This is a genomic window from Kushneria sp. Sum13 (assembly GCF_052692355.1).
Genome location: NZ_CP199847.1, coordinates 3,256,000 through 3,271,931, shown reverse-complemented (window position 1 = coordinate 3,271,931; position 15,932 = coordinate 3,256,000). Strand labels below are relative to the sequence as shown.

16 protein-coding genes are annotated in these 15,932 nt (G+C 60.8%); 12 read left to right on the top strand and 4 right to left on the bottom strand.

All coding sequences use genetic code 11. The features are described 5' to 3' along the window. The first annotated feature begins 73 nt into the window (after nucleotides 1-73). Complete coding sequence (locus ACUN8C_RS15150; RefSeq protein WP_445619992.1) at nucleotides 74-304, top strand: ChaB family protein; 231 nt, start codon at nucleotides 74-76, stop codon at nucleotides 302-304. Nucleotides 305-379: 75 nt separating this feature from the next. Here ACUN8C_RS15150 and ACUN8C_RS15145 read toward each other — a convergent pair whose 3' ends face one another. From ACUN8C_RS15145 to thiD, 4 genes are all read right to left on the bottom strand, one after another. Continuing rightward, nucleotides 380-1,156, bottom strand: coding sequence for an SDR family oxidoreductase (locus ACUN8C_RS15145; protein WP_445619991.1), 777 nt, complete (start codon nucleotides 1,154-1,156; stop codon nucleotides 380-382). Between the two features lie 45 nt (nucleotides 1,157-1,201). Continuing rightward, nucleotides 1,202-1,639, bottom strand: coding sequence for a D-aminoacyl-tRNA deacylase (gene dtd, locus ACUN8C_RS15140; RefSeq protein WP_445619990.1), 438 nt, complete (start codon nucleotides 1,637-1,639; stop codon nucleotides 1,202-1,204). 44 nt (nucleotides 1,640-1,683) lie between these two features. Further along, nucleotides 1,684-2,541 (bottom strand): universal stress protein, encoded by an 858-nt coding sequence (locus tag ACUN8C_RS15135; protein WP_445619989.1) that lies wholly within the window; start codon nucleotides 2,539-2,541, stop codon nucleotides 1,684-1,686. Nucleotides 2,542-2,635: 94 nt separating this feature from the next. Beyond that, on the bottom strand, nucleotides 2,636-3,436 hold the full coding sequence (gene thiD, locus ACUN8C_RS15130; protein WP_445619988.1) for a bifunctional hydroxymethylpyrimidine kinase/phosphomethylpyrimidine kinase: 801 nt from the start codon (nucleotides 3,434-3,436) through the stop codon (nucleotides 2,636-2,638). 345 nt (nucleotides 3,437-3,781) lie between these two features. Between thiD and ACUN8C_RS15125 the strand changes: the two genes are divergently transcribed. The 11 genes from ACUN8C_RS15125 to nuoL all read left to right on the top strand — a co-directional run bounded on the left by ACUN8C_RS15125 (nucleotide 3,782) and on the right by nuoL (nucleotide 15,824). Next, nucleotides 3,782-4,216 carry an NADH-quinone oxidoreductase subunit A gene (locus ACUN8C_RS15125; RefSeq protein WP_108841550.1) on the top strand — a complete coding sequence of 145 codons (435 nt, stop codon included), beginning with the start codon at nucleotides 3,782-3,784 and terminating at the stop codon, nucleotides 4,214-4,216. A gap of 73 nt (nucleotides 4,217-4,289) precedes the next feature. Further along, nucleotides 4,290-4,967, top strand: a complete 678-nt coding sequence (locus tag ACUN8C_RS15120) for a NuoB/complex I 20 kDa subunit family protein (RefSeq protein WP_108841551.1) — start codon at nucleotides 4,290-4,292, stop codon at nucleotides 4,965-4,967. 63 nt (nucleotides 4,968-5,030) lie between these two features. Beyond that, nucleotides 5,031-6,800: an NADH-quinone oxidoreductase subunit C/D gene (nuoC, locus tag ACUN8C_RS15115; RefSeq protein ID WP_445619987.1), complete on the top strand. Its 1,770-nt coding sequence runs from the start codon at nucleotides 5,031-5,033 to the stop codon at nucleotides 6,798-6,800. Between the two features lie 2 nt (nucleotides 6,801-6,802). Then, nucleotides 6,803-7,360, top strand: coding sequence for an NADH-quinone oxidoreductase subunit NuoE (gene nuoE, locus ACUN8C_RS15110; protein ID WP_108841553.1), 558 nt, complete (start codon nucleotides 6,803-6,805; stop codon nucleotides 7,358-7,360). Beyond that, nucleotides 7,357-8,694, top strand: coding sequence for an NADH-quinone oxidoreductase subunit NuoF (gene nuoF / locus ACUN8C_RS15105; protein ID WP_445619986.1), 1,338 nt, complete (start codon nucleotides 7,357-7,359; stop codon nucleotides 8,692-8,694). The genes nuoE and nuoF overlap by 4 nt, the downstream gene beginning before the upstream one ends. 82 nt (nucleotides 8,695-8,776) lie before the next feature. Beyond that, nucleotides 8,777-11,518: an NADH-quinone oxidoreductase subunit NuoG gene (gene nuoG, locus ACUN8C_RS15100; RefSeq protein ID WP_445619985.1), complete on the top strand. Its 2,742-nt coding sequence runs from the start codon at nucleotides 8,777-8,779 to the stop codon at nucleotides 11,516-11,518. Further along, nucleotides 11,515-12,492: an NADH-quinone oxidoreductase subunit NuoH gene (nuoH, locus tag ACUN8C_RS15095; protein ID WP_445619984.1), complete on the top strand. Its 978-nt coding sequence runs from the start codon at nucleotides 11,515-11,517 to the stop codon at nucleotides 12,490-12,492. Before nuoG ends, nuoH begins: the two co-directional genes overlap by 4 nt. A gap of 34 nt (nucleotides 12,493-12,526) precedes the next feature. Beyond that, nucleotides 12,527-13,075: an NADH-quinone oxidoreductase subunit NuoI gene (gene nuoI / locus ACUN8C_RS15090; RefSeq protein WP_086621482.1), complete on the top strand. Its 549-nt coding sequence runs from the start codon at nucleotides 12,527-12,529 to the stop codon at nucleotides 13,073-13,075. A gap of 27 nt (nucleotides 13,076-13,102) precedes the next feature. Beyond that, complete coding sequence (gene nuoJ, locus ACUN8C_RS15085; RefSeq protein WP_445619983.1) at nucleotides 13,103-13,669, top strand: NADH-quinone oxidoreductase subunit J; 567 nt, start codon at nucleotides 13,103-13,105, stop codon at nucleotides 13,667-13,669. Continuing rightward, the gene (gene nuoK / locus ACUN8C_RS15080) at nucleotides 13,666-13,974 is read left to right on the top strand and encodes an NADH-quinone oxidoreductase subunit NuoK (RefSeq protein WP_108841558.1); all 309 of its coding nucleotides are present in this window, start codon (nucleotides 13,666-13,668) and stop codon (nucleotides 13,972-13,974) included. The genes nuoJ and nuoK overlap by 4 nt, the downstream gene beginning before the upstream one ends. Further along, complete coding sequence (gene nuoL, locus ACUN8C_RS15075) at nucleotides 13,971-15,824, top strand: NADH-quinone oxidoreductase subunit L (protein ID WP_445619982.1); 1,854 nt, start codon at nucleotides 13,971-13,973, stop codon at nucleotides 15,822-15,824. The genes nuoK and nuoL overlap by 4 nt, the downstream gene beginning before the upstream one ends. Nucleotides 15,825-15,932 lie beyond the last annotated feature (108 nt).

Sequence of the window (15,932 nt, the reverse complement as noted above, 5' to 3'; positions counted from 1 at the left end):
CGGTTGGCAGCGACGGTCATCGGTCTACACTGAACGGGTATTGATTGTAATCGGCAGATTTCAGGGAGGAGAGATGCCCTACGACCATCGTGATGACATTCCCGATAGCGCCCGCAAGGTGCTGCCGCCGCATGCCCGTACCATCTACAAGGAAGCCTTCAACAGTGCCTGGGAGGAGTACAACAGTCCCTCCGATCGCCGCGGAAATTCGTCCCGTGAAGAGACGGCTCACGCCGTGGCCTGGAAGGCCGTCGCGTCGAAGTATCACAAGGGCGATGATGGCAAGTGGCATCCGAAGCATTGATTCGGGCCACATAAACACTGATCCGGGCCGTCACTCTTGTGGCGGCCCGTTTTGTGTCCGGCTATCCGGTTTTGATTATTCGGCGTAGATCATTTTGCGGGTCATGCCGCCATCGACGGGAAAGTGCTGGCCGGTGATGAAGCCGGCCTCCGGACCTGCCAGAAAGGCCACGAGTGCTGCGATGTCATCGGGATGGCCCACGCGGCCGACCGGATGCTGCTGGCGGTCGGTCTCATCATGGGAGGGCGTCTTTCGATTGGCGGCCTTTTGATGCTCGCCGGTCTCGATCCAGCCGGGGCAGATGGCATTGACGCGAATGTCCGGGCCAAGGCTTGTTGCCATCGCATGGGTCAGCGCCAGCAGGCCGCCCTTGCTGGCCGCATAGCCTTCGCTTTCAGGCTCGGACTGCAGGGCCCGGGTCGAGGCCATGTGAATGATGGACCCCTGCGTCGGGCGCAGCAGTGGAATTGCGGCACGTGAGCAGAGAAAGGCGCCTGTCAGGTGATTGTCCAGCCAGTGATGCCAGCGTTCAAGCGACAGCGATTCCAGCGGTCCGCAATACGGGTCGGCCGGGCCTGCGTTATTGATCAGAAGGTCCAGTCGGCCCTGCCATTGTGTGATGCGCTCGAAGGCTTCATTCACCGCGCTTTCATCGCTGACGCTGGCGGCGATGGCCAGCAGCGTCTCGGCGTCGTGGCGCGTGCGCATTTCCTCGATGGCTTCCTCATCGATATCGATGATCGCGACACACCAGTCACGGGCGATGAGATAGTCGGTAATGCCGCGTCCGATCCCCTGCGCGCCGCCGGTGATCAACGCCACACGAGTCCCGGGAGAAGAAGAGGTGTTCATGAGGCCTGCCTTTGTGAGAGTTCGAAGGGGTCGGCTTTCCAGCAGTCAGCTTTCCAGCATGAAGGTGACGGGCCCGTCATTGATCAGCGAGACCTGCATGTCGGCACCAAAGCGGCCGGTCTCGACGTTTGCGTGAGCCTTGCGGGCGAGCTCGACCAGATGATTGAACAGCCGCTCACCGTCGGCCGGGGACGCGCCGTTGGAAAACCCCGGGCGCAGTCCCTTGCGGGTATCGGCCACCAGGGTGAACTGGGAGACCAGCAGCAGGCCACCTTCGACCGTTGAAAGCCCCAGATTCATGCGGCCCTGATCATCGCTGAAAATGCGATAGTTGAGCATCTTGTGCAAAAGCTTTTCGGCGCGCTCCGGGGTGTCATCGCGCTCGACACCGATCAGGGCCAGCAGCCCCTGATCGATGGCGCCAATGCGTTTGCCTTCCACCTGAACGCTTGCCTGGCTTACCCGTTGAATCAGGGCTCGCATGGTCTCTCCATCGTCAATATTGTCATCGGAGCGCGCCGCATCGGCTACCAGGTGCGACAGAGCATCAGATCGCCGCGGGTCTCGGTCAGCAGTCGCTCCAGCAGACTGTCGGTAGAGCGTCCGATGCCAACGCGAATATGGCTGCCCAGCGCCAGCAGGTCGGGCGGCTGCTGGCGCAATCGATCCAGCAGGACCTGAGAGGGGTCGCCCTGCTGCAGAACCAGCTCCAAGTCGGGTTTGGCGTGCAGGTCACTCATCAATCGCTCGGTTTCAAGTTCTAGCTGCTGTCGCAGGCGCTGACGCTCAAGATCGCGCCAGTGCTGGTAGTTGGTGCCTTTGCAAAGCTCCATCGCGACCGGCATGTCCCAGGCGTGCAACAGCGTCAGGCGCACGTTGGGAAAGCGCATCAGCACTTCCTTGAGGGTGTGACGTGAGGCGAGTGAAAAGTCGACCGGCACCAGAATGTCCTGCCAGTCCGGCTCGCCATCATGCGGGATACTGACCACCGGACAGGGCGCCCGGCGCATGACGCGGGACAGGGTGGTGCCACCGATCAGGTCCGGCTGACCCTGCTTGCGGTGGGTGCCCATGATAATCATCGAGGCGCTGCGTTCGTAGGCTTCGCGGATGATTTCGGCATAGGGCACGCCGCTGACAATATGAATCTCGGTGGCCGCCGGGCGCTTTAATTCGTGATGTTCGCACAGCCTGTTGAGCGTGCGGTCGATGTCTTCCTCGATGGCATGCACCAGCGCCGGAAGCGTGTGCTCGGGCAGATAGGGGTCCACGACATGCAGGATGTCCAGGCGCGATTGACTGCGCTGCGACAGGTGCAGCGCCCGTACAAGGGCGGCCTCACATTCATGAGAGAGATCAGTGGCCAGTAGCAGCGTCGTATTCATGGCTGAATCCTTGCCCGTTGATAAGGGGGGCGCTTGCAGGTGTCGGTAATGGAGGGGGCACCGCTGAAAGGATAGTGGTTGCCTGTCCCCACAGCTACCACCAGGCGTGAAAGTGATGAGCCGGCCCCTGGCCCTGACCGACTTCCAGTCGATCGGCAGCCTTTAAAGCCCGGGTCATGTAGGCCTTGGCCGCTCTGATCGCTTCGATCGGCGTGTCATGGCGCGGCAGCAGTGCGGCGATGGCAGACGCCAGCGTGCATCCCGAGCCATGCAGCGAGCGTGTCCTGACGCGCTCTGCTTCCAGCCAGTGGGTGCCGTCAGGCGTCAGCACCAGGTCATTACTGACCTCGCCGGCCAGATAGCCGCCCTTGAGCACCACAATGTCGCTGCCCAGTGCGCCGAGCCCGGGCAGTATCGCTTCCATGTCGTCATGGCTGGCGGGGATGTCAGTGTCCAGCAGCACGGCTGCTTCCGGCAAATTGGGCGTGATGACGTCGGCCATTGGAATCAGGACATCGCGTACGGCGTGAAACCCGTCACGATCCACCAGCATGTCGCCACTTTTGGCCACCATGACCGGATCCAGCACGACATGGGCCGGTCGATAGCGTTCGATGAACTCCCGAATCAGCCGCGCCGTGGCGAGATCACTCACCATGCCGATCTTGACGCAATCGATGTCGATATCCTCGAACACGGCGTTCAGCTGAGCGCGAATCAGAGGCTGCGGCAGTGCCATCACCTCGCGCACGCCACAGGTGTTCTGGGCCAGCACGGCTGTCAGGACACTGGTGGTGTAGGCCCCCAGGGCGCTGGCGGTCTTGATATCGGCGGATTGTCCTGCACCCCCGCTGGGATCGGTGCCGGCAATGGAGAGAAAATGGGTCGGGCGCATGAGATGTCCAGAGGTTGTCAACGGCTCGAAAGGTGAGCGCGGAAGGTATCAACGCCCACGATATTGCTGCCCATAGAACTAAAGTCTAATGTGGCATGGCAATATTTTGATTGGATACACGAAGGCTACAGGGGGAACATTCCAAAATCGACATCAAAAAAGCTGATGATGGCATTGGTAAAATCCCTCACCGGCTTCTAATGTAACGAGGGTGATCTCGAGGCTGACCTGACCTTCCGCAGTCGAGAATTTCCTGTCATTCGGACACCACGCTCCGGGTGGTTGAATAACGAAAGCTCTGGTGGATGCAATGTCGCCGGGGCAGACCAAGATGAGTGAGCGTCCATGGATCTGGCAGCGCAACTGGCCCAAAACTGGTCAGTCGGTGTTTTCATTGTCGCCGTACTGGCCCTGTGTACCTTCATGATCACCGCGTCCGCCCTGTTGGGTGGCCGGGCATGGGGACACACCAAGGAAACGCCCTACGAGTCCGGCATTGTGCCGACCGGCAGTGCCCACCAGCGTTTCTCGGTCAAGTTCTACATGGTGGCCATGCTTTTTGTCATCTTCGATGTAGAAGCCCTCTATCTCTTCGGCTGGGCCATTTCCGTGCGTGAAACCGGCTGGACCGGGCTTGTTGGCGCCAGTGTCTTCATCTTTATCCTGCTGGCCGGCCTGATCTATGACAGCCGTGTCGGGGCGCTGGACTGGGTGCCCAAACGCCGCGTGCAGCCGGATCAGGTCCATCAGCCTGCCCAGCGTGATCATGCCGACGACTGAGTGTCAAAAGGCAGCCATGTCTGCCTGAAAGGACCTCAGTACCGATCAATGATGTTTTCCGGGAGGACTCTGGATGTCCTACAAGCTTACGCGCATCGACCCTGATGCTCCCCAGAACAGCCAGTATCCGGTCGGGGAGCGACGCGTTGTTGATGATCCCATGGATGACCAGGTGCATCGCAATGTTTTCATGGGCAAGCTCGAAAACATCATGCACAACGTCGTCAACTGGGGACGCAAGAACTCCCTGTGGCCCTATAACTTCGGGCTGTCCTGCTGCTACGTCGAAATGACCACGGCCTTTACCGCGCCACACGACATTGCACGCTTTGGCTCCGAGGTGCTGCGTGCCTCGCCCCGTCAGGCCGACGTGATGGTGATTTCAGGCACCTGCTTCGTCAAGATGGCGCCCATCATCCAGCAGCTCTACGACCAGATGCTGGAACCCAAATGGGTCATCTCGATGGGCTCGTGTGCCAACTCCGGCGGCATGTATGACATCTATTCGGTGGTCCAGGGTGTCGACAAGTTCCTGCCCATCGACGTTTATATCCCGGGTTGCCCGCCGCGACCTGAAGCCTTCCTTCAGGGGCTGCAGCTATTGCAGGACTCTATCCAGCAGGAGCGTCGTCCGTTGACCTGGGTAGTCGGGGATCAGGGCGTTTACAAGGCGGAAATGCCCTCCCAGCGTGAAAAAAGACGCGATGAGCGTATTGCGGTTACCGAACTGCGTTCACCTGATGAAGTGTAATTACCGGCACGTGGGTCACCGCAAGGCGAGCGGGTCCGGTTCACTGGCGATGGAAAATAACGGATGACGACCGAGATTTCACAGGCAGACGCTACAACCTTCGCCATTGTCGATGAGCTGAAGGCCCGCTTTGGCGAGGCGAACCTGGTGGTGCAGCCCACGCTGACCGGCATGCCGGTGGTATGGGTAGCGCGTGAGCAGCTCATCGAGGTCATGCGCTTCGTGCAGCAGGTCAACAAGCCCTTTGTCATGCTCTATGACCTGCACGGCGTGGATGAGCGTCTGCGCATGCACCGTCGGGGCCTGCCACCGGCGGACTTCACGGTGTTTTATCAGCTGATGTCGCTTGAGCGTAACAGTGAGCTGATGATCAAGGTGGCGCTGCATGAAGATGATCTGCGCGTCCCGACCCTGTGTAACGTCTATCTCAATGCCAACTGGTATGAGCGTGAAGTCTTTGACATGTTCGGCATTGATTTCGCAGGGCATCCGCACCTGAGCCGCATGCTGATGCCGCCGACCTGGCATGGGCATCCGCTGCGCAAGGACTATCCGGCGCGTGCGACCGAATTTGATCCCTATACGCTGACGATGGAAGGCCAGGACCGCGAGCAGGAAGCCCTGCGCTTCGATCCTGAAGACTGGGGCATGAAGCGCCAGAGTGGTGATACCGACTACATGTTCCTGAACCTGGGCCCCAATCACCCCTCGGTGCACGGCGTGTTTCGTATTGCCCTGCAGCTGGACGGCGAAGAAGTGGTCGACTGCGTCCCGGACATCGGCTACCACCATCGCGGCGCCGAGAAGATGGCCGAGCGTCAGTCCTGGCACAGCTATATCCCCTACACCGACCGGATCGATTACACCGGCGGGGTCATGAACAACCTGCCCTATATCCTGGCGGTCGAAAAACTGGCCGGGATTACCGTCACGTCGCGCGCTGAAACCATCCGCGTGATGATGGCCGAGATGTTTCGCATCAACTCTCACCTGCTGTTTCTGGGCACCTTCCTGCAGGATCTGGGGGCGATGTCGCCGGTCTTTTATACCTTCAGCGACCGTCAGCGCGCCTATCGTGTGATCGAGGCCATTACCGGATTTCGCATGCACCCGGCGTGGTTTCGTATTGGCGGCGTGGCGCATGATCTGCCGCGCGGTTGGGACCGGCTGGTGCGCGAGTTTCTGGACTGGATGCCGCCACGGCTGGACGAATACGAGCGCGCCATGATGGACAATTCGATCGTGCGCGAGCGTACGGTCGGCATTGCCACGCATACCACCGCCGAGGCGCTGACCTGGGGGGTAACCGGCCCCAACCTTCGCGCCACCGGCCTGAAATATGACCTGCGCAAGGCCAAGCCCTATTCAGGCTATGAGCGTTTTGATTTCGATATCCCGGTGGGCACCAACGGCGATGTTTTTGATCGCGGCATGATGCGCATCGAGGAGATGCGCCAGAGTCTTCGCATCATCGAGCAGTGTCTGAAAAACATGCCCGAGGGCGACTACAAGGCCGATCACCCGCTGACCACACCGCCGCCCCGCGACAAGATGCTTCAGCATATCGAAACGCTGATCACGCACTTTTTGCAGGTCTCCTGGGGGCCGGTACTCAAGGCCAACGAGTCGTTTCAGATGATCGAGGCGACCAAGGGGCTTAACAGCTACTACCTGACCAGCGATGGCAACACCATGAGCTATCGCACCCGAATTCGTACGCCCAGCTTTGCCCATCTGCAGCACATTCCGGCCGTCATCAACGGCGGGTTCGTGCCCGATTTGATCGCGCATCTGGGCAGCATCGACTTTGTAATGGCCGACGTGGATCGATAACCATGACCATGGATACTCCCGCAACCGGCAATACCCGCGCCAGCAAGGCCAGTCAGGGCAACCTGATTGCCAGTGTCGGGCGCACCGACGACTTCGAGCTCACCGATGAAGAGCGTCATGAGATCGAGCACGAGATGGGGCACTACGAAAACCCGCGTGCTGCGTCCATTGGCGCGCTCAAGATCGTGCAGAAACGTCGTGGCTGGGTCTCGGATGGCGCCGTGATCGCCATCAGCGACGTGCTGGGCATTCCCTCCAGTGACATTGAGGGGGTGGCCACCTTTTATAGCCTGATCTTTCGTCAGCCGGTCGGGCGCCACGTCATCCTGGTCTGTGACAGCAGCTCCTGCTTTCTGACCGGTCATGATGAACTTCGCGATGCCATTTCCAGCGAGCTGGGCATCGGGCTGGGCCAGACCACCGGTGATGACCGCTTCACGATGCTGCCGGTGTGCTGTCTGGGGGCCTGTGATCGTGGTCCGGCGCTGATGATCAATGAGGACCTGCATGGCCCGGTGGACCCCGGCGACGTGTCGGCACTTCTGGAGCGCTATTCATGACCAGTCATCTCTTTTCTACCAGCACCAACGGCGAAACCCATCCGCTGACCTATCGTCTGCGCGAGGATCGCGGCTACGTGGATCTGGCCGAATTTCAGCAAAAGGACGGTTACGAGGCGCTGCGCACCACGCTGCGTGATCTGTCGCCGGATGATCTGATCGAAAACATGAAGACTGCCAATCTGCGCGGTCGTGGCGGCGGCGGTTTCTCGGCCGGGGTCAAGTGGAGCCTGACGGCGCGTGGCGATGACCATCCGCGCGGCTATATCGTCTGTAACGCCGACGAGATGGAGCCGGGCACCTTCAAGGACCGCATGTTGATGGAGGAGATTCCCCATCTGTTGATCGAGGGGATGATCCTGGCCGGCTATGCCAACAACGCGCGCATGGGATACATCTTTCTGCGCGGCGAGTATGTGCTGGCCGCCGAGCGCATCGAGCAGGCGCTGAGCGAGGCCCGTGACGCCGGCATCCTGGGGCCAAAGGTGTGCGACAGCGATTTCGACTTCGATATCTTTTTGCACACCGGGGCCGGGCGTTACATCTGCGGTGAAGAAACCGCGCTGATCAATTCGCTTGAAGGCCGACGTGCCAACCCGCGCTCCAAGCCGCCCTTTCCAGGGCAGAGTGGCGCCTGGGGCAAGCCCACCGTGGTCAACAACGTCGAGACGCTGTGCAACGTGCCGTCCATCGCCCTGCACGGTGGCGAGTGGTATCAGAAGCTTTCCGGGGGGCGCAGCGAGGATGGTGGCACCAAGATCTTCGGCGTGTCCGGCCGCGTGAAAAGGCCCGGGCTGGTGGAGCTGCCGATGGGCGTGACCGGCGCCGAGCTTCTTGATATGGCCGGTGGCATGCGCGACGGGCTGGAGCTCAAGACCTGGCTGCCGGGCGGCGGCAGTACCGGCTTTTTGCTGCCAGAGCATCTCGAGCTGCCGCTGGAATTTGATGCCATCGGCAAGGCCGGCAGCCGTCTGGGTACCGGGCTGATGACCGTGGTGGCACACAATCAGAGCGTGGTATCGCTGACCCGCAACCTCGAGGAGTTTTTCGCTCGTGAGTCCTGCGGCTGGTGCACGCCGTGTCGTGACGGGCTGCCCTGGAGCGTAAAGCTGCTGCGCGCCATCGAACGCGGCGAAGGCGAAGAAGGCGATATCGACATGCTGGTCTCGCTGGCCCATGACATCGGCCCCGGCAAAACGTTTTGTGCGCATGCCCCGGGTGCGGCAATGCCGCTGGAAACCGCCATCAAGCATTTCAGACACGAGTTCGAAGCCGGCATTCGCCACCCGACGCGCGAGGCACATGCCGAGCCGATACCGGTGGGTTCGATATAGACGTCGGATGCGGCACAACGCGTGAGACAACGATCAAGGTGCCCGGTGACCGCCGGGCCGTGACAGGCAAAAGGCAAGCTTCATGGCAACCATTCATGTAGACGGAAAGGACTACGAGGTCGACGGCAGTGATAATCTGCTGCACGCCTGCCTGTCGCTGGGCCTCGACATTCCCTATTTCTGCTGGCACCCGGCGCTGGGCAGCGTTGGCGCCTGCCGCCAGTGCGCGGTCAAGCAGTACAAGGACGCCGACGACGAGCGTGGCATGCTGGTCATGTCCTGCATGGCGCCGATCAAGGATGACTCGTACATCTCGATCGATGACGAGGAAGCAAAGGCCTTCCGCGCCAGCGTCGTCGAGTGGCTGATGACCAACCACCCGCACGACTGCCCGGTCTGTGAAGAGGGTGGCCACTGCCACCTGCAGGACATGACGGTCATGACCGGTCACGACCGTCGTCGCTATCGATTCAAGAAGCGCACGCACAAGAATCAGTATCTCGGTCCCTTCATCGGCCACGAGATGAACCGCTGCATTACCTGCTATCGCTGCGTGCGTTTTTACAAGGACTACGCCGGCGGTGAAGACCTCGGCGCGTTCGGTGCCCACGAGAACATCTATTTCGGTCGCACGGTCGACGGTACGCTGGAAAACGAATTCTCCGGCAACCTGACCGAAGTCTGCCCGACCGGCGTCTTTACCGACCGCACCCACTCCGAGCACTACACGCGCAAGTGGGATATGCAGTTTGCGCCCAGCATCTGCCATCAGTGCTCCAGCGGCTGCAACACCAGCCCGGGTGAGCGCTATGGTGAGGTGCGCCGGATCGAGAATCGCTACAACGGCGATGTGAACCACTATTTCCTGTGTGACCGCGGCCGCTTCGGCTATGGCTACGTCAACCGCACTGATCGGCCGCAGCAGCCAGGTCTGCGCGTTGATGATCGCGAGCCCGAGCTTTTGACTGTCGATGGCGCGCTGGACCGCGCGGCCGAGCGCCTGAAAGGCAGTGCCCGGGTCATTGGCATCGGCTCGCCGCGCGCCAGTCTTGAAAGCAACCATCTGCTGCGTGAAATGGTGGGCGCTGACAACTTCTCGACCGGTATTCCCGGCCGTGAGCTTGAGTGCCTTGAACTGATCCAGACCCTTCAGCGCGAAGGACACTGGCACATTCCGTCCATGCGTGAGATCGAAGAACACGACGCCGTTGTCGTGCTGGGCGAGGATCTGATTCAGAGCGCGGCACGCGTGGCACTGGCCGTGCGCCAAGCCGCCAATGCTCGCGGTGAAGACATGGCCGAAGCCAACGGTATTCCGGCCTGGAATGCCAACGCGGTGAACACCCTGCGTCAGGGGCGCACCCGTCCGGTCTTCATTGCCTCCCTGACCGAGACGCGGCTGGACGACATCGCTCGCGACACCTGGCACGGCGCCCCGGAAGAGATTGCCCAACTGGGCATGGCGCTGGCGCATGCACTTGATGCTTCGGCGCCGGCGATCGAAGGGCTGAATGACACTACGCGGGCCCTGGTCGATACCATGGCCGAGGCGCTCAAGGGGGCCGAGCGGCCACTGATTATTTCCGGTACCAGCCTTGGCAGCACCGGCGTCCTCAAGGCCGCGGCCAATCTAGCCCGCGCGCTGAGCGCGACCGGCAAGACACCGTCCGTGTCGCTGATCAGCGGTGAGGCCAACAGTACCGGTTTGACCATGCTGGGCGGCCATTCGCTGGAATGGGCGCTGGAGGCCATGCAGGGCGGTGACACGCCCGCCGATGCCGCCGTCATTCTGGAAAACGATCTTTATCAGCGACTGGCCAGCAGCACGGTCGATCAGGCGCTGACCTCGCTTGAGACGCTGGTTGTGCTTGATCATCAGCGTACGCCCACGCTTGAGCGGGCTCATCTGTCCCTGCCGGCGGCGACCTTTGCCGAAGGTGACGGCACGCTGGTCAGCCATGAAGGGCGCGCCCAGCGCTTTTTCCAGGTCTACGACCCGAGCTACTACCGGCCCAACGACCTCACCCATGAAAGCTGGCGCTGGCTGCATGCGCTGCACACCACCATGGAAGGCCGCGGCGTTGACTGGACCCAGATTGATGAGGTCACCGCCGACTGCGCGCGCGTGCATCCGGAGCTTTCCGGCATTCGTGACGCCGCACCCAGCGCCTCGTTTCGTATTCGCGGCCAGAAGCTGGCTCGCTCGCCGCATCGCTCAAGCGGGCGCACGGCCATGCGCGCCAACCTGAGCGTGCACGAACCGCGTGCGCCGCAGGATGCCGACTCTGCCTTTGCCTTCTCGATGGAAGGCTACAGTGGCTATAGTGAGCCCCGGTCGCAGGTGGCCTTTGCCTGGGCGCCGGGCTGGAACTCGCCGCAGGCCTGGAACAAGTTTCAGGATGAGGTTGGTGGCCACCTCAGCGCCGGTGATCCGGGCGTTCGACTCTTTGATCAGCAGCGCAGTGACGCGCGCTCAAGCGACTGGTTTACCGACATTCCTCAGGAGTTTCAGCCGCGTGACGACTGCTGGTACGTAGTGAGTCTGCCGCAGCTTTTCGGTGGCGAGGAGATGTCGGCGCGCGCCGAGCCGATTCAGGAGCGCATGAGCGAGACCTTTGTGGTGCTGGGTCAGGAGGATGCCGACCGCCTGGGCGTCATGCCGGGCGAGACGGTTTATCTACAGACCTACGGGCATCAGCTGCATCTGCCGGTACGCATCAGCCGCGAGATGCGCCCGGGCCTGATCGGTCTGCCGCATCTGCCCGGCATTCCCCGAGGGCTTGCCGGTGAATGTGCCACCGTCACTCTGGAGGTCAGCGCATGAACTGGATGAGTACCGATGTGCTGCTTGCCATCGTGGCGGGCGTTTTGAAAGCGATCGTGATCCTGCTGGCCGCCGTACTGTCCGGTGCCTTTCTGACCGTCGTCGAGCGCCGGCTGCTGGGGCTGTGGCAGGACCGCTACGGTCCCAACCGGGTTGGTGTTTTCGGGTCGGCGCAGCTGATTGCGGACATGATCAAGATCTTTTTCAAGGAAGACTGGATCCCGCCCTTTGCCGACCGAAAGCTGTTTGTACTGGCGCCGGCGATCGCCTTTGCCTCGCTTTTGCTGTCGTTTCTGATCATCCCCATCACCCCGACATGGGGGGTGGCGGATCTCAATATCGGTATTTTGTTCTTTTTTGCCATGGCGGGGATCAACGTTTATGCGGTGCTCTTTGGCGGCTATGCCAGTGCCAACAAGTACGCGTTAATCGGCGCCATGCGTGCCTCTGCCCAGACGCTGTCCTATGAAGTCTTCATGGGACTTTCATTGATGGGCATCGTGGTCATGACGGGCTCGTTCAACATGCGCGATATCGTCAACGGTCAGGAAGGGCTCTGGTATATCGTGCCGCAGTTTTTCGGCTTTCTGACCTTTTTGATTGCAGGCGTTGCCGTCACGCACCGTGCGCCCTTTGACCAGCCCGAGGCGGAACAGGAAATTGCCGATGGGTATCACGTCGAATATTCGAGCATGAAGTTCGGCATGTTCTTTATCGGCGAGTATGTGGGGATCGTTCTGGTGTCGGCCCTTTTGACCACCCTGTTTTTGGGGGGCTGGCATGGGCCGCTGTTGCCACCGATTGTCTGGTTCCTGCTCAAGACCTCCTTTTTCGTCATGCTTTTCATCCTGACACGCGCCGCATTGCCCCGTCCGCGCTATGACCGGGTGATGCAGTTCGGCTGGAAGTTCTGTCTGCCGCTGACGCTTATCAATCTTCTGGTGACCGGAGTGGTCGTCCTGTTGACGGCCTGATCCCTGTCACCGAACAACGAACGAGGCAGAAAGCATGCTGCATTCGATCATCAAGGTAGTGACCGGCACCGGGACGCAGCTGCGTACCGGCTGGATGGTATTCAAGCATGCCTTCCACAAGCGCGAGACGCTCAACTACCCGGAAGAACAACCCTATCTGCCGCCGCGCTATCGTGGGCGCATTGTGCTGACACGCGACCCCGACGGGGAAGAGCGCTGCGTGGCCTGCAACCTGTGTGCGGTGGCCTGTCCGGTCGGCTGTATCTCGCTGCAGAAAGGGGAGAAGGAGGACGGGCGCTGGTATCCCGAATTCTTTCGCATCAATTTTTCCCGCTGCATCTTCTGCGGTCTGTGCGAAGAGGCCTGTCCGACGTCGGCCATTCAGCTGACGCCCGATTTCGAGCTTGGCGAATACAACCGTCAGGAGCTGGTCTTTGAAAAGCGGGACCTGTTGATTTCGGGTCCGGGCAAGGACCACAACTACAATTTCTATCGTGTCGCGGGACTGTCGGTGGCCGGCAAGCCCAAGGGCGCGGCGCAAAACGAGGCCGAGCCGGTCGACGTCAAAACGCTTCTGCCCTAGGGCGCAGGCAGCATCGGGGAGTTTGCCGTGGAAATTGCTTTTTATCTGGCCGCACTGGTCGCCATCATTGCCACCTTTCGCGTCATCACGCATACCAACGCCGTGCATGCGCTGCTGTATCTGATCATCTCGCTGATGGCGGTAGCAGTGGTGTTTTACAGCCTCGGGGCACCCTTTGCCGCCGCGCTGGAGGTGATCGTCTATGCCGGGGCCATCATGGTGCTGTTCGTCTTTGTGGTCATGATGCTCAACCTGGGCAGCCAGACGGCCCATCAGGAGCGCAGCTGGCTGGTACCGCGCATCTGGATCGGCCCGTCGATCATGGCGGCAATACTTCTGGCGGTGCTGGTGTTTTCCTTCTGGCATGGCGGCGGACTCGGCACGATCTCGGGCGAAGAGCTCAGCGCCAAAGAGGTCGGCACGCAGATGTTTGGCCCTTATCTTCTGGCAGTGGAACTTGCCGCGATGCTGCTTCTGGCGGCGCTGATTGCGGCGTCGCACATCGGGCGCAACGACGAGCCGCAGCTTGAGCGTGACATGAACGAAGCCGTGCAGCGTGCACCGGCAGGCAACGATGAAGGGGGGCAGGCATGAGTGGCATACCACTGGAGCATGGCATGGCGCTGGCCGCCATCCTGTTTGTACTGGGACTGGCGGGCCTTCTGGTCCGGCGCAATCTGCTGTTCATCCTGATGAGCCTTGAGATCATGATGAACTCGGCAGGGCTTGCCTTTGTTGTCGCCGGCATGCACTGGGGCCAGCCGGATGGGCAGGTCATGTTCATTGCGATCATTACGCTGGCAGCGGCCGAGGCCAGCATCGGACTGGGCTTTTTGATCCAGCTGCAGCGCCGGTTCAAAACGCTTGATATTGATGCCGCCAGCGAGATGAAAGGATGAATATACTTTTCCTGACACCCTTGTTTCCGCTGCTGGGCGCCATTGTCCTGGCCTTCAATCCGCGTCTGCCCACCCGGCTGGCCGGTCTGGTCGGCGTGGGCTCGGTCGGTCTGTCGGCGCTGGTCATGGTCTGGCTCAACGTGGCCTTCTACAGCGGCGCCGATGAAGGCGTCACCCAGACGCTCTGGCAGTGGGTCGCCGTGGAAGACTTCCGGATGGGCTTTTCGCTTTATCTGGACGGTCTGTCGCTGACCATGATCAGCATCATCACCGGCGTCGGTTTCCTGATCCATCTGTTCGCGGCCTGGTATATGCGCGAGGATCTCGAAGGCGGGCCGGGGTTTGCGCGCTTTTTTGCCTACATGAACCTTTTTGTGTTCAGCATGCTGCTGCTGGTGCTGGGCGATAACCTCTTTTTGCTCTACATGGGCTGGGAAGGCGTCGGGCTCTGCAGCTATCTGTTGATCGGCTACTACTTCGAGAGCGAACATAACGCCTGGTGTGCCTTCAAGGCCTTTATCGTTACCCGTATCGGGGACGTGTTTCTGGCCATCGGCATGTTTTTGCTGTTTGCCCAGTTCGGCACGCTCAACATCCAGGAGCTTTTGCGTCTGGCGCCCGAGGCGTGGGGGCGAGGCGATCTGATGGCAGAAGTGGCGGCGCTGATGCTGCTGGGTGGGGCCGTCGGCAAGTCGGCGCAGCTGCCGCTGCAGACATGGCTTGCCGATGCGATGGCCGGCCCCACGCCGGTATCGGCGCTGATTCACGCGGCCACCATGGTGACCGCGGGCGTGTATCTGATCGCCCGTACTCACGTCATCTTCGAACTGGCGCCCATGACGCTTGAGCTGGTTGGTCTGATCGGCATGGTGACGCTGTTGATTGCCGGGTTTGCGGCGCTGGCACAAACCGATATCAAGCGCGTGCTGGCCTATTCCACCATGAGTCAGATCGGCTACATGTTTCTGGCGCTTGGCGTTCAGGCCTGGGATGTGGCGATCTTCCATCTGATGACACATGCCTTTTTCAAGGCGCTGCTCTTTCTCACCTCGGGCTCGGTCATCATTGCGTGCCACCACGAGCAGAACATCTTCAAAATGGGGGGCCTGCGCAAGACGCTCAAGCTGCCCTACGCCTGCTTTTTGATCGGCGGTGCGGCGCTGTCGGCCCTGCCGCTGATTTCGGCCGGCTTCTACTCCAAGGACGAGATCCTGTGGCTGGCCTTTGATCACGGCCATACCTGGCTGTGGCTCGGGGCGCTGTTTGGGGCCTTCCTGACCTCGGTCTATACCTTCCGCATGATCTTTATCGTGTTCCACGGGCGCGAGCAGATCCATCCGCATGCCGGTCGTGGACTGGCGCACCATGTGCCGCTGATCGTGCTGGCGGTGCTGTCCACCTTTGTCGGGGCGATGATTCATCCGCCGCTGGAAAATGTCCTGCCGGCAGGCCCGGATGGGCAGTACGGTCACAACGTGCAGCTGATGCTCGAAGTGCTGGCCGCGATTGTGGCCGTCGTGGGCGTTGGCATCGCTGCCGGGCTTTTCCTTGGCCGTCGCCGTCTGGTGAGCTCGCTGACAAAAACGAAAGAGGGCGATCGTCTGTGGCGCTTTTTCAGCAGCGCCTTTGCCTTTGACTGGTTCTACGACAAGGTGGTGGTCAAGCCGTTTCTGTTCATCGCACGGCTGCATCGACGTGACTGGGTCAATAGCCTGATGAACCTCTGGCCAGGGCTGGCCATGATGTTCAACGGGATCCTGTCCGATACCCAGAACGGGCGGCTTCGCTGGTATGCCGCGGTCATGACCGGTGGCGTGATCGCCGTGCTGGTGCTTCTGCTACTGCTATGAAGGGAGGTGACATGACCGAGCCGTTTCAATGCAGGACAGTCGACCTGATGCGATCTGTGACAGATCACCGGGCTGACCAGCCGCTTGTGCCCACAATAACGATCAAGG

Bases quoted from the DNA above. Each gene is read 5' to 3' on its own strand.
- ACUN8C_RS15135 (WP_445619989.1), bottom strand. From the start codon at position 2,541: ATGAATACGACGCTGCTACTGGCCACTGATCTCTCTCATGAATGTGAG.
- nuoC (WP_445619987.1), top strand. From the start codon at position 5,031: ATGACGACCGAGATTTCACAGGCAGACGCTACAACCTTCGCCATTGTC.
- nuoF (WP_445619986.1), top strand. From the start codon at position 7,357: ATGACCAGTCATCTCTTTTCTACCAGCACCAACGGCGAAACCCATCCG.
- dtd (WP_445619990.1), bottom strand. From the start codon at position 1,639: ATGCGAGCCCTGATTCAACGGGTAAGCCAGGCAAGCGTTCAGGTGGAA.
- nuoI (WP_086621482.1), top strand. From the start codon at position 12,527: ATGCTGCATTCGATCATCAAGGTAGTGACCGGCACCGGGACGCAGCTG.
- ACUN8C_RS15150 (WP_445619992.1), top strand. From the start codon at position 74: ATGCCCTACGACCATCGTGATGACATTCCCGATAGCGCCCGCAAGGTG.
- nuoG (WP_445619985.1), top strand. From the start codon at position 8,777: ATGGCAACCATTCATGTAGACGGAAAGGACTACGAGGTCGACGGCAGT.
- nuoL (WP_445619982.1), top strand. From the start codon at position 13,971: ATGAATATACTTTTCCTGACACCCTTGTTTCCGCTGCTGGGCGCCATT.
- nuoK (WP_108841558.1), top strand. From the start codon at position 13,666: ATGAGTGGCATACCACTGGAGCATGGCATGGCGCTGGCCGCCATCCTG.
- ACUN8C_RS15125 (WP_108841550.1), top strand. From the start codon at position 3,782: ATGGATCTGGCAGCGCAACTGGCCCAAAACTGGTCAGTCGGTGTTTTC.
- nuoE (WP_108841553.1), top strand. From the start codon at position 6,803: ATGACCATGGATACTCCCGCAACCGGCAATACCCGCGCCAGCAAGGCC.
- thiD (WP_445619988.1), bottom strand. From the start codon at position 3,436: ATGCGCCCGACCCATTTTCTCTCCATTGCCGGCACCGATCCCAGCGGG.
- ACUN8C_RS15120 (WP_108841551.1), top strand. From the start codon at position 4,290: ATGTCCTACAAGCTTACGCGCATCGACCCTGATGCTCCCCAGAACAGC.
- nuoH (WP_445619984.1), top strand. From the start codon at position 11,515: ATGAACTGGATGAGTACCGATGTGCTGCTTGCCATCGTGGCGGGCGTT.
- ACUN8C_RS15145 (WP_445619991.1), bottom strand. From the start codon at position 1,156: ATGAACACCTCTTCTTCTCCCGGGACTCGTGTGGCGTTGATCACCGGC.